The following is a 12,158-nucleotide window of genomic DNA, read 5'->3' on the forward strand; positions in this document are numbered from 1 at the left end:
GGTCGGAAGTCACTGGCGCTAGGCTCCGACCGTGGCCGACGCCGATACCGAGTCCATCGACCTCATCGCAGGGATTCCTGACTTCCTTCAGGCGCTCGCGCGCCTCGACTCCTCGACGCCTGCCAGCATCGAGCGGGCCCTCGTCGGCGCCGGTCTGGACGAGGCCGCGGACCGGGACGCGCACCGTGATGTCCTGCCGCGTCACCAGTACATCGGATTCGTTCGGTCCGGGGACGACGATCCGGAAGCCTTCCAGCGTCGTCTCCGTGGCGCGATCACCCGCAAAGTCGGCAAGCCGTCCGGCACCGACAAGAGATGGGACGTGGGCGGTTGGGCCGTGCAGGTCTCCTGCCGCGCCAGGTCGGTCTCGCTGAGCCTGCGCGCCCAGTTCTCCATGTCGGACCTGCGTCGAGCGGCCGCTGCCTGGCTGGACGGTGCCGAGGTCGGGCAGTGGCTCGTCGAGCACGGGTTCGTCGACGCGGGTGCCCGGCCGGACGACGAGGGACGTTGGCCGCGCTCGGAGCACAGCCTGACTCGGGCGTTCGTCACGACCCGCGCAACGGGGGAGACGCGCGTGCGCTTCTTCATGGAGGCCGGCATCCGCCCGCCCGGTACCAGGTCGGCGAACGACGACGAACGGTTCCAGCAGACGCTGGAGTTCCTGGGTGAAGTCACCGGAGCAGCACGTCAGGATGGGGCCTGGCGCCGGAACAGCCGCTCCTTCTCGATCCGACGCATGAAGAGCTTCCACTCACGCTCGGTCGACTTCGGGGACGCCCCCGCGGGCCGGGTCCACGCACCGTTCGGGGGCAGCGCCGTGACGATCGACGCCACGCCCGAACCCGAACCTCACGAGGCTGCGTCGCTGCTGCGCCGGCTCTCGGACCTGCGCGGACTGCCGTTCGAGGAAGCCCGGCGCCGGCTGATCGCCGACGGTGTGGTCACGCAGGCGTCGGCCCGGGAGCTGCCCGGGACCGTGGCCCTGATCGACCCACACGGACGGGATATCGAGTTCGGTCTCGTCGACGGGCGTGTGGCCCGCTCGATCGTCCAGGTCGCACCGGAGTCGAAGAACGCGCGGGAGGTCATTTCGACGGCATTCACCGATGCGTTCGGAGAGCCGGCTGCCCTCTGGAGGTGGGCGGTCGGAGCGACGGTCACCTCGTTCGCCAATCTGAAGACGGGCGCGCCGGGCTTCGAGCGCTACCGAGCGCAGGTGGCTGAACCGACGAGCGCTGTGGTGGCCGCGGCTCGGTCGTGGCTGCTCGCGGGTGAGGCACTCGGACACCACGTGGTCCGCGACGACTGGCACGGCCGGTGTCTTGGCGCCGCCATCTCCGGCGAGGTGGTGCCCGCGGCCGTGACCGGTCAGCCGATCTGGTGCGTGGACGACCGATTGCTGTGGATGGAGGCGAACCGGCTCGTCGGCGCCCTCAGGCCGGACTGGCCGAGCTGGGCCACCACCCTGACCGGTGGTGGTATGACGGCACCGCTCGCCGGTGCCGATCTGGCCCGGTTCGCGCACCTCGTGTCCGGCTGGCGCGAGCCGAGCACCGCGGACGCCGTTGTCGCCGTCACACAGCTCGGCTGGGCCACGGACGATCCCGACACTCTCACACGGTCGCGCAACGGAGCCATCGCCGTTGGGTTGCGGCGGCCGGCGGAGGGCAGCATCGTCCTGAAACCGCGCGAGGTCGGGGGCCCGCTCACGGCGTGGACGCTCGCGGTGGCGCGAAACTCGGACGCGGCGTCGACGACCGCGGCCCGCGAAGACCTGGACCGAGCGCTGGCTCCGTATCGGGACACCGAGCGGTCGAAGGGCTGGCGGATCGGCGCGTTCCTGGTCGTCTGTGAGGAGCACCGTCACCGGCAGTTGCCGGCCCTCAGCCTGAGCGCGAGCGCCCAGGCACCTCGATGAGTGCAGGACCGGGGCCGTCCGGCACCACTGCGGACACCGCGGACACCGCAAGCATGGTGGGGATCGTGGCGAACCAGCGCTCGTAGGCGCTCCATCGGTCGTCGGAGCGTGCGTGACGAGGCAGGGTGGGCGGTTCGACGAGCCGGCGCACCAGCAGGCCTTGCCGTGAGAGTGCCTCGACGTAGTCCTCGAGGGGCCGGTGATAGTGCTGGTGGCCGCCGAATGACTCGACCCACCACTGTGCCGGTTCGAGGTATCCGGTGACCGTGCGCGACCACGGGGCAGGACTGTCACTGGGGGAGGGGGTCTGGTTGTAGAACGCCGGGTGCAGGACGGAGAACACGAACCGACCCCCCGGTCGCAGTGCCTTGGCTACGGCGGTGATGATGGGATCCAGGACCGGTAGATCCATCAGCACCATGTGGCAGACGACGGCGTCATAGGCGTTCTCCTCGACCGGCACCTCGTCGGCCAGGTCACGTACCTCGAACTGGACGTCCGGGTGGTTGTGCCGTGCGGTCGCGATCAGAGCGGAGCTGCCGTCGACGCCGTCGACGCGCGCACCGCCGGCGGTGAGCAGCCCGGCGAGCCACCCGTGCCCGCAGCCGAGGTCCCAGATCCGCTGGCCGGTCGGGTCGCCGATCTCCTCGGCGAGGAACGGTTCGAGCCGGCGGTAGAAGGAGTCCGCGTGACCGCCGACCAACGATGCGTACGAGGCAGCTATCGCGTCCCATCGGACACGGTCGGCGCGGGCGTCGGCTGACATCATCATGAGGCTACTCCCAGGCCGGACGTCCCACCGTGCCGATGGATCCCCGCAACCATGGGTGGCGCGGGCTCGGGGCTGCCGCGGGCCGCGCGGATGTCGAGAATGGGAGGCTGGTTACGTCCCAGGTACACGGCGGCCACGAAGGGACCGCTCCGACGAAGTAGGAGATCGACCATGACGACGCCGCGGATCATGCGACCGAACGAGATCACCGAGGTTCTGAACCGACCGATCAGCCAGGCCCTGCTGGCCCGGGACCTGACCCGACTGGCCTACGTCGCGAAGGACGGCACACCCCGCAACGTTCCGATCGCGTTCACCTGGAACGGCGCGGAGATCGTCATCTGCACGACAAAGAACGCCCCGAAGATCCCGGCCCTGCGCGCCAACCCGGCGGTTGCCCTGACGATCGACACCGAGGTGCACCCACCCAAGATCCTGCTCATCCGCGGGCTTGCCGAGCTCGACTTCGTCGATGGCATCCCGGACGAGTATCTGCGGCCGACCAGCACCTACGAGATGACCGCCGAGCAACGGGTCGAGTGGGAGGCGGAGGTGCGCTCGCTCTACCGAGACGGCATGGTCCGGATCGTCGTGACCCCGAACTGGGCGAAGCTGATCGACTTCGAGACGACGCTGCCGAGCGCGGTCGAAGAACTCGCCCGACAGCGCGAGCAGCGTCAGGCGGAAGGTGTGTGAGCGCCCGCGACAGTCCTGGGCAGGCCGACGATCACCGATCCGAGCGGTCGCCAGGCTTGGGACGCCGTCACCGACGACTATGTTCTGTGTCGTGGCGGTGACAGATGGACCTCAGCACCCGACGAGTGCTCACAGGGCACGTGGGGTGGACTCGAGCCAGCCGTGGCTGGAGCTCGCTCCGGACTACGAGCGGGCCCGAGCCAAGGAGGACTCGCTGGATCGGCTGGTCGAGTGGCCCGCGCAGCGAACTGTTCTGGGTGATGTGACCGGGCGGTCGGTGCTCGACGTCGGTTGCGGCAACGGTGGCAAGGTCGCCGAACTGGTTCGGGACGGTGCAACCGACTCGGTCGGTGTCGATATCAGTGGCAACTTCCCCAGTGCCCAACTTCCTGGGCTGGAACTGCTCCAGGGCGATCTCTCCGAGTTGGAATCGGTGCCCGGGCTCGCGGGCCGCACGTTCGATCGGATCCTGTTCCTGCAGTCCTTCGGCTACGCCAAGGATCCCGTTCGCACTCTGCAGGCAGCGCGGGCAATGCTGGCCGACCACGGATTCATCCTGCTGACCAGGACGCAACCGATCCGATACGCCCTCGAACGGGCACATAAGAACGGGACGTCATTGGGGGAGGAGTACTTCTCGACTGCCCAGTTCTCCTACGCCACGGGCTGGAACGACGAGATCACCCTCTCCAAGCGGCCCTACACGGTCTCCGACCTCATCAATGTGTTCAGTGCGGCAGGACTGTACATCGAGTCGGCTACCGAGCCTCAGCTGTCCGAGGACGCCCGACTCCGCTATCCGCACAAGCAGGCGTGGATGGACAAGTACCTCGGCATCCTGATCTTCAAGCTCCGGCCGCATCGCAACCAGTGATCGCATCCCGAGCCCCGGCTCGCCGGGTTCGGGATCGCGGTGCCGTGCCCATCGGTCGGTCGGCGGGTTGATCGGCGCCGTGATGAATCGTCTCGTTACCGTCCTGGGAGACGTCGCCGGCGGCTTCTGGGGCGTGCAGCCAAGCGGCCGCCGTGGACCGCGCCCACCGCTCGGCGTCTCCCGAGAGCAGTCGGTCGGTCAGCCGGCCGACCGCGAGGAGCACGCCGATCGCACACACGTAGACGAGTAGTTGGAGGGCCATGCCTCTCAGTCTCACGAGACCTACCCCGGCCCGCCAGTGGCAGTAATGTCACTATCCGATAGATTATTGCCATGGATGAGCCTGGCGCCCGTCGGCATCGTGTCGCAGTACTGGCCTTCGACCGGGTGCACAGCTTCGACTTGGCGATGCCGCTCCAGGTATTCACCACGGCGCACGCAACCAAGAGGGCACCTGGCGAGCTCTTCGGCGACCGGCTCTACGACGTGATGGTCTGCGGCGACGGTGAAGGCCTCGCCATCACCGGCGTCGGTGACATCGAGCTGTACCGCTACACGCCGGCCCGGCCGCTTGTCGACGCGCTGGAGGCCGACACGATCGTGGTGATCGGTAGGCCGCGCCTGCAGGACCCGCCGGAGTCGGTGCTCGCGCTGCTCAGGGAGGCGCACCGACGACAGATCAGGATCGCCTCGATTAGCGCCGGCGGTGGCCAGGTGATGGCCGCTGCCGGACTGCTCGACGGGCGTCGGATCGCTACCCACTGGTCCCGCGCCGACGTGTTCGCCGCGCAGTTTCCCGAGGTGGTGGTCGACGTCGACGTCCTGTACGTCGACCACGGTGATGTCCTCACCTGCGCCGGGGGAGCCAGTGGTATCGACCTCTGCCTGCACATGATCCGTCAGGACTTCGGTGCGGCGGCCGCGGCCGAGGTCGCTCGCCACATGGTGGTGCCACCGCAACGGAGCGGCGGGCAGAAGCCGTACGTCGTGCACTCCGAACCGGAGGACGATCGCGGTGTACTGGAGCCGACCCTGCGGTGGCTACGGGATCGACTGGACCAGCCCGTGACGCTGGCGCAGATCGCCGCTCGGATTGGTGCCAGTCCGCGGACCGCGAATCGGATGTTCAAGGAACAGACCGGCACGACGCCGGTGCAGTGGCTGTTGCGCCAGCGTGTGACGCACGCGCAGGAACTGTTGGAGACCACGGACCTGCCTATCGAGTCGATCGCGTCACACTGTGGATTCGGCACGGCGATATCGATGCGACAGCATTTCGCCCGCCACGCCGGGACCTCACCAATGGCGTACCGACGCACCTTCCGGACTCCTGCGTCGTAGAGCACGGCGCTCGGGGGAGGGGTCAGGCCGGCTGGACCGTGCGACGCATGACCGTGTTCTTCAGGCCCTTGGAACGGACGAACTCGAAGCCGGCCTGCTCGTACATCGTGCGTGTTCCGTTGTAGACGAACGAGTTGTTCATCCGCTTCTCGCCGATCTCGTGCGGGTACCCCTCGACCACGCCGCCGCCCTGCGCCGCGATCAGATCGAGTGCACCGGCGAGGGCCTCCTTGGCGTAGCCCTGCTTTCGGTGACGCTTGTCCACGAAGATGCATGTGATGCGGTAGTCGGGAATGACGTCGGCCTCGGCGAGGTACTGCTTACGGTGATGGATGGTCGGCAGCTCATCCGGGGTGCCGTACTCCGCCCACGCAACCGCCTCGTCGCCGACGATCACCAGCGCCGCATGAGCCTGTCCGTTCTCGACCAGCCGCTTCTTCATCGCGCGGCTGCCCTCGTACCCCGGCTCCCGCTCGGCACAGTCGGGGTGGAAGTAGGTGCACCAGCAGCCACCGAAGATCCCGTTGTGTCGCTCCACCAGGGCGGCGAACGCGTTCCACGTGTGAACAGTCAACGGCTGGATCGTGTGCTCACCTGTCTCCATGCCACCAATCGAAGCACCGGACACGGACGATCTACGTCCGCATCGTCGGAATGCACCGGTCGGCTCTCGTGTCTGATGTATCGGGGGTGCACGGCGACTTCCGCAGCGACAATGTGTGCGTCGTCGGCTACGCGGGGGAGCGCGATCCCCGGGGCGCCCGTTCGGACGGCTCTTTGCGGGACGCCATGCGGCCGGTGCGCCATCAGCCCTCTTCCGAGGCATGCGGGTGTCCTGGACGACCGTGGCCACGGCGCCTCGGCCAGCGTGGCCGTGGGACGCTGTAGGGGTGAACGACGGGGCGCCCTTGATCGCCGACTACGACCCGCGCTGGCCCGCGGAGTTCGCTGAACTGGCAGGGAAGTTGCGTGCCAGTCTGGGTGGGCGTGCGCTCCGCATCGACCACATTGGATCGACCGCCGTGCCGAGGCTCGCAGCCAAACCGATCCTCGATGTCCAGATCTCCGTGACAACCCTGGAACCAGTCGACGCTTATCGTGAGCAGATCGAGCAGTGCGGATTTGAGTGGCGTTCGGCCAATCCCGAACGGACCAAACGGTACTTCCGCGAACTGCCCGGTCGGCGCAGGACCCATGTCCATGTGCGTCGGGCCGGCAGCTTCTCGGAGCAGTTTGCACTCCTCTTCCGCGACTACCTGCGGGCGCACCCGAAACGGGCGGATGTGTATGCGGTCGAGAAGCGTCACCTGGCACCGCTACTGCGGGTTGACCGCGGGTTGTACGTCAAGGAGAAGGACCCCATCGTCTGGGACATCATCCGCCTCGCGGACGCCTGGGCGCAGAGCGCAGGCTGGGAGCCCGGCCCGAGTGACGGTTGAGTGGGCTTCGACGCATCGACTTCTTGGAGTGAACTGCATGCGCCGCCGTCAAGACGACGACCTGCTTAGCAGCCCCAGCGTTCTGCTGCCGTCTCGGCGAGTGGGCGGAGCCGCTTCCAGCGTTGGCCCTCGGTGGATAGCGGTGAGTCCTACATGCAATAAGCCGCTCTACTGGACACGGTGCGTATCAAGTCCGGTCGTATTCGGCCCTGATCAGACGGATGAGCAAACTAGCTCTTCGCAGTTGAGGGTGTAGTCCGGTCGGCGCGTCGGTGGCCGGGTAGGGGTCGAGGTCTCCTGAGGATGGAGGTGACTATGCCGTCCATGTTGACAGCGGGGTAGTGGATCCAAGCTGCGTGGTGCAATACGCAGACTAGAAAGTGACATAATGTCCATTATCGGCGTTTCCGGTTGAGCGTGAGTTCGGCGCGCCGTCGGTGGCTTCCGCACCGTGTGCTGGTCTGTACAGCCAACACCGGCGCACGGGAGGCATGACGCCCATCCGCGCTGAGTTCCCTTGACCTGAGGCTCGAGCGGCTCCGGGGGTCGGGCCGCGAGGATCGATACGCTGCGCTGTGTGACCGCCGTTGATCTGATCGTGCTCCGGGAGGCGCTCGAAGCGTCGTGGAGTCGCCGGACGTCGTACCGCGGCGTCTGGGACGAACGAAATCCTGCGCTCGGACAGTGCAATCCGACGGCGCGTGTCGTCCAGCACTTCTTGCCGGCCGCCGACATCGTCAAGGGTTCGGTGTGGACCGGCGTCGGGCACGAGGTCCACTTCTGGAACGAGCTCCGTGTCGGGTTTGACCTGATGGCGATCGACCTCACCTGGCAGCAGTTTCCGCCCGGATCCGTGGTGGCGTCTCGGCAGACGCTGGACCGGCACGAGTTGGGCGACACGCCGGCGACCATCGGCAGATGCGACCGACTGCTGGCCGCTGTCGACGCCCGCCTGAACCAGATCACCTGACCCAGCGGCACAGGGTCTGGCCTGGATGGATCCCTGCTCGCTGGCATCGGCGGTCACGGGGTGCCGGCGCGATCCGCCTACCATGGGGCCATGGTCGACGTCGAGGTACTGGGGCCAGCCTCGTGGAACACACTGATTCACCTGGACGAACTGCCCGAACCCCGGTCTCAGACGGTGTTCGCACGGGCGACCTTCGAGACGCTCGGCGGCACGTCCGCCGGCAAGGCCCTACACCTGGCCGAGCTGGGTCGCTCGTCGCATCTGACCACTCTGGTCGGGTCGGACGCTGCGGGCCGATCGGTGACCGACACGCTGTCCCGTGCCGGGATCGACCACGACGCGATCACGGTCGCGGGGGCGAGCGAGCGCCACGCGAACCTGCTGACCGAGCGCGGTGAGCGGGTCTCGATCTACCTGTCGGTCCCGGAGCCTGATCTCGACCCCGCCGTGGTCGCCTCTCGTCTGGCCGCACGAGTTCACGCCGCGCGAGCGGTCGTGGTCGACCTGGCCGGATGGACGCGCGAACTCGTCACGCTCACCGGGTCCAGACGCGACCTCGTCTGGACCGACCTGCACGACTACGACGGGCGGGCACGGTTCCATCGGCCGTTCATCGAGAGTGCCGCACACGTGTTCATGAACGCCGACGGTCTGGACGCACCGGGCGATTTCATGCATGAACTGGTCGACGGCGGAGCGAGCGTCGTCGTCTGCACGCTCGGTGCCGAGGGCGCCCGTGCCGTCGACGCCGAGCACCGCGAGTGGCAGGTGGCAGCGGCACCGGTCGAGCGGATCGTCGACACGAACGGCGCCGGCGACGCCTTTCTGGCCGGTTTCCTCGACGCGACGCTCGACGGTGCCGATGTCGGCACGGCGCTGTCGGCGGGAGCCGGGCAGGCGGCACGCGCGCTGACCTCATGGCACCTCAGTCCCCTGCTCGACGACGTCCGCGACGATCCGGTGGCCGAGCGGACTCCATGACTCCCAGGCGCGGCCACACGATGCCGTCCGGGTGTCACCCCTTTCGGACGCGATAGCCCAGGTGCAACACCCGGTCGCCCTGGATCACCGTGTGCGGGTCGTCCAGCAGGTGCTGGCCGTCGACCGGGCCGAAGTAGCGCTTCCCTGAGCCGAACACGACGGGCACGACGTCCATCGCCACCTCATCGACGAGGCCGGCTGCCAGCGCCTGGCCGCCGACGTCGCCGGCGCAGACAGCGACCACGCCGCTACCGGCACGCCTGCTGGCGTCCGCGACGGCGTCAGGTACGTTCTCGAAGAAGGGGACGTCGGCCTCCGGATGCCATCCATCCGGTTTCGGCCGGTGGGAGACGACCACGAGGTGCTCCCCCGCTGGTGGCTTGGCCTCCCAGCCGTTCGTCAGATCGAACAGGTGCCTGCCCATGATCGTTGCCCCGATCGAGTCCCACATCGGCCGCGTGTAGTCGTAGGACGCCTGCGAGAGGCTCATGCCCATGTGGTCCAGTGGACGGTCGCCGTTGAAGTACCAGTCGAACAGCGGTCCGACGCCGTCGTCGTCATCTGCGATGAATCCATCGAGGGACACCACTGCGTGCATGAGTACGGTTGCCATGCCTGGATAGACAGGACCATCGACCCGAACTCATCGGTGCGCGGGGCGAGAGTGACGGATGGCCGCGCCTACAACGGGTGCGCGGCCCTCACCGCTCGGCAGGGAGTCGTAGGGAGCCCCGGGTGAGGACCTCACGTACCCACGTCACCACGGATCTGGCCACCTGCTCCGGCGTCAATCCGTCCGTATCGACCACGTCGGCCGGCCAGCGGGGGTCGCCGGAGCGCCAGTCCTGCCACCTCTCCCATCGCATCGGCACGGGGCTGTCAACGCGGATGACCTCCGGGTGGAACGTCGGGTCCATGGCGTGTCCGTGGAACCACTCACCGAATGCGATGTGGTGTTCCAGGCTGTCCTCGGGTTCGCGGCGCTCCAGCAATCGGGCTCGACGTACCTCGGGTGAGCAGTGCAGCACGCAGGCAGCGATGCCATCGAGCCGATCCGCCGACGGTGCGGCCAGAAGCTCGCCGATCGGAACCTGACCGCACAGCAGGACGTGGCTGCCTTCATCCTGGGCCGCAAGGGATCGCTGGACCCACTGCTCGATCACGGCGTGCCGCCACGCGGTGTCGGCGTCCGGAGGCACACCCACAGAGTCGAACTCGACGCAGATGATCGGCTGTTCCCAGTTCACTGCAGTCAGGTGCGCCAGCGTGGTCGATTTTCCTGCGCCACTGGCGCCCGTCAGTGACAGCAACATCAGATCTCGTGCCCATCGACGCAGTGGAGCCGCTTCATCAACACAGGGTAGGTGGCGTGTAAACGGGAAATGCGTGGACGAGCTCCCCAAGAGCCGGAGTCCCCCGGTCGAACAGCCCTTCTTCAGACCATCGGGGTGACTCCCCTACCCGTGACCCGAGCGATACCAGGTGGCCGTGGATGTCGGCCGGAACCCGATGCCTTGATACAGCGCGCCCGCCGCGTGCGTCTCGTACGAGACCTTCACCCGCTCGGCGCCTCTGGCGGCGAGTCGGTCGATCCCCGCGCACAGCATCGCCCGGGTGAGACCTCGGCGCTGGTAGTCGTCCTCGACATCGTCCGGAGCGTCGTGGGCTGCGCCACCACCACTGGACGTCCGCGGCTTCCCAGAGGCCCGCCCTGGGATCGGCGCGTCGGGCGCGCTGCAACAGGCTGGTTGCCAACTCCTGGGCCTGTTGCACGACGGCACGTAGTTCGCTGACCGACAAGTCCCGCTCCTCTCCGTGACCGACTCCTACGGTGGGACCGTACCGATGGGCACCTCGCCAGGGCCCGTGGATATCGTCGCCGGTCAACCGTTCCACGATCCGGGGAGCACGGTCTGCCACGATGGTGAGGTGACCGGAACGACACATGACGTCGAGGTGCACCCCGCCCGCGACGACGAACTCGGCCTGGTGGCCTCCCTACGCTGGCACTGGGTGCATGACCAGCCCTACGGCGGGGCGAACCTGCCGAGTCTCGACGACTACGTCACCGCGGCCGTCGCCTGGGGGCGCGCCCACGGCGACTCGCACGTCGCGTTCGTCGCTCGGTCGTCCGGCAGGGCGGTCGGCATGGCCTGGCTGGCGCTTCTCGAACGAGTACCGGCACCGGACCGGATGCAGCGGCTCAACGGCGACCTGCAGTCCTGCTACGTGCTGCGGGAGTTCCGCGGACGTGGCGTCGGGGGTCGGCTCGTCGCGGCGGTCCTGCAGGAGGCTCGCCGCCGAGGGTGTGAACACGTGACCGTCCACGCATCGCCACTGTCGGTGCCGATGTACGAACGCGCAGGCTTCGAGCACAGTCCCGAACTGTTGTGGAGTGTCACCGACGGGCCGTGAGCCGGCCGGAGTCGGCCGGTCCACTCCCCCGCCGCCGGGTCAGCCGGCGGTCACCGTCTCCGGCTTCACCGCGACGATCTGCACGAGGTTGCCGCACGTGTCGTCGAAGACCGCCACGACGGCCGTTCCGATGTCCGTGGGCGGCTGGGTGAACACGACACCACGCCCGGTCAGACGGTCGTGCTCCGACTCGACGTCATCGACGGCGAACTGCACGAGCGGGATCCCGTCCTCGACGAGCGCGGCCCGGTACGCGCGCGCCGCCGGGTGGTCCGACGGCTCCAGGAGCAGTTCGGGACCGTCGGGCACCTCCGGCGAGGCGACGGTCAGCCAGAAGTTGTCCCCGAGCGGGATGTCGTGACGCTTGGTGAAGCCGAGTACGTCGGTGTAGAAGTCGAGCGCAGCCCGCTGGTCGTCGACGAAGATGCTGGTCAGTTCGATCCTCATGGTTCGGTCCTCTGTCCGATCGGCCACCGCCGCGCGATCTCGGCCAGTGGGGCTGGGGTGAAGTAGTGGTACTTGGAACGTCCGCGTCGCTCGGTCCTGATCAGCCCGGCCTCCTCGAGGACTCCGAGATGCTGCGAGATCGCCTGGCGCGTCAGGCTGACGTCGTGCCGAGCCGCCAGGATCGAGCAGATCTCGAAGAGGGTCTGCCCGTCCCGCGACGCCAACTGGTCCAGGACGAGACGTCTCGTCTCATCGTCGAGGGCGCGGAACACATCAGCCATGCGATCACTATAGGCAAGCGGACG

At 67.8% G+C, this 12,158-nt stretch carries 14 protein-coding genes; 8 read left to right on the top strand and 6 right to left on the bottom strand.

All coding sequences use genetic code 11. The annotated features are described in order from the left end of the window. Nucleotides 1-31: 31 nt before the first annotated feature. A complete protein-coding gene (locus tag GKS42_RS12900; RefSeq protein WP_154794194.1) occupies nt 32-1,918 on the top strand; it encodes a hypothetical protein in 1,887 nt (628 codons plus the stop codon). Here the strand turns inward: GKS42_RS12900 and GKS42_RS12905 are convergent. Continuing rightward, nucleotides 1,884-2,690: a class I SAM-dependent methyltransferase gene (locus GKS42_RS12905; protein ID WP_154794195.1), complete on the bottom strand. Its 807-nt coding sequence runs from the start codon at nt 2,688-2,690 to the stop codon at nt 1,884-1,886. The two genes, GKS42_RS12900 and GKS42_RS12905, sit on opposite strands and share 35 nt — an antisense overlap. A gap of 171 nt (nt 2,691-2,861) precedes the next feature. Here GKS42_RS12905 and GKS42_RS12910 point away from each other — a divergent pair, with 171 nt between their 5' ends. The 3 genes from GKS42_RS12910 to GKS42_RS12920 all read left to right on the top strand — a co-directional run bounded on the left by GKS42_RS12910 (nt 2,862) and on the right by GKS42_RS12920 (nt 5,601). Beyond that, a complete protein-coding gene (locus GKS42_RS12910; RefSeq protein ID WP_232848043.1) occupies nt 2,862-3,386 on the top strand; it encodes a pyridoxamine 5'-phosphate oxidase family protein in 525 nt (174 codons plus the stop codon). A 145-nt stretch (nt 3,387-3,531) separates the two neighbouring features. After that, nucleotides 3,532-4,260: a class I SAM-dependent methyltransferase gene (locus GKS42_RS12915; RefSeq protein WP_232848044.1), complete on the top strand. Its 729-nt coding sequence runs from the start codon at nt 3,532-3,534 to the stop codon at nt 4,258-4,260. A gap of 333 nt (nt 4,261-4,593) precedes the next feature. Then, entirely contained in the window at nt 4,594-5,601 is a 1,008-nt protein-coding gene (locus GKS42_RS12920; RefSeq protein WP_154794197.1) for a GlxA family transcriptional regulator, read from the top strand. A gap of 22 nt (nt 5,602-5,623) precedes the next feature. On the opposite strand, the gene GKS42_RS12925 is transcribed toward GKS42_RS12920, so the two are convergent. Next, nucleotides 5,624-6,175: a GNAT family N-acetyltransferase gene (locus GKS42_RS12925; RefSeq protein WP_354002712.1), complete on the bottom strand. Its 552-nt coding sequence runs from the start codon at nt 6,173-6,175 to the stop codon at nt 5,624-5,626. Nucleotides 6,176-6,491: 316 nt separating this feature from the next. On the opposite strand from GKS42_RS12925, the gene GKS42_RS12930 reads away from it, so the two are divergent. From GKS42_RS12930 to GKS42_RS12940, 3 genes are all read left to right on the top strand, one after another. Next, entirely contained in the window at nt 6,492-7,040 is a 549-nt protein-coding gene (locus GKS42_RS12930) for a GrpB family protein (RefSeq protein WP_210769370.1), read from the top strand. Between the two features lie 577 nt (nt 7,041-7,617). After that, nucleotides 7,618-8,010 (top strand): YunG family protein, encoded by a 393-nt coding sequence (locus GKS42_RS12935; protein WP_232848045.1) that lies wholly within the window; start codon nt 7,618-7,620, stop codon nt 8,008-8,010. Between the two features lie 90 nt (nt 8,011-8,100). Continuing rightward, on the top strand, nt 8,101-8,991 hold the full coding sequence (locus GKS42_RS12940) for a carbohydrate kinase family protein (RefSeq protein ID WP_154794201.1): 891 nt from the start codon (nt 8,101-8,103) through the stop codon (nt 8,989-8,991). Nucleotides 8,992-9,025: 34 nt separating this feature from the next. Here GKS42_RS12940 and GKS42_RS12945 read toward each other — a convergent pair whose 3' ends face one another. Together GKS42_RS12945 and GKS42_RS12950 are read right to left on the bottom strand one after the other, a co-directional pair. Beyond that, complete coding sequence (locus GKS42_RS12945; RefSeq protein ID WP_154794202.1) at nt 9,026-9,604, bottom strand: dihydrofolate reductase family protein; 579 nt, start codon at nt 9,602-9,604, stop codon at nt 9,026-9,028. 88 nt (nt 9,605-9,692) lie between these two features. After that, nucleotides 9,693-10,304, bottom strand: a complete 612-nt coding sequence (locus GKS42_RS12950) for a hypothetical protein (protein WP_154794203.1) — start codon at nt 10,302-10,304, stop codon at nt 9,693-9,695. Nucleotides 10,305-10,920: 616 nt separating this feature from the next. On the opposite strand from GKS42_RS12950, the gene GKS42_RS12955 reads away from it, so the two are divergent. After that, complete coding sequence (locus GKS42_RS12955) at nt 10,921-11,406, top strand: GNAT family N-acetyltransferase (protein WP_168217830.1); 486 nt, start codon at nt 10,921-10,923, stop codon at nt 11,404-11,406. Nucleotides 11,407-11,445: 39 nt separating this feature from the next. Here GKS42_RS12955 and GKS42_RS12960 read toward each other — a convergent pair whose 3' ends face one another. Together GKS42_RS12960 and GKS42_RS12965 are read right to left on the bottom strand one after the other, a co-directional pair. Next, nucleotides 11,446-11,853, bottom strand: a complete 408-nt coding sequence (locus tag GKS42_RS12960) for a VOC family protein (RefSeq protein ID WP_154794205.1) — start codon at nt 11,851-11,853, stop codon at nt 11,446-11,448. Continuing rightward, nucleotides 11,850-12,134, bottom strand: a complete 285-nt coding sequence (locus tag GKS42_RS12965) for an ArsR/SmtB family transcription factor (RefSeq protein WP_174791075.1) — start codon at nt 12,132-12,134, stop codon at nt 11,850-11,852. The genes GKS42_RS12960 and GKS42_RS12965 overlap by 4 nt, the downstream gene beginning before the upstream one ends. Between the last annotated feature and the right edge of the window lie 24 nt (nt 12,135-12,158).

The sequence above is a fragment of the Occultella kanbiaonis genome, assembly GCF_009708215.1.
GTDB lineage: Bacteria > Actinomycetota > Actinomycetes > Actinomycetales > Beutenbergiaceae > Occultella > Occultella kanbiaonis.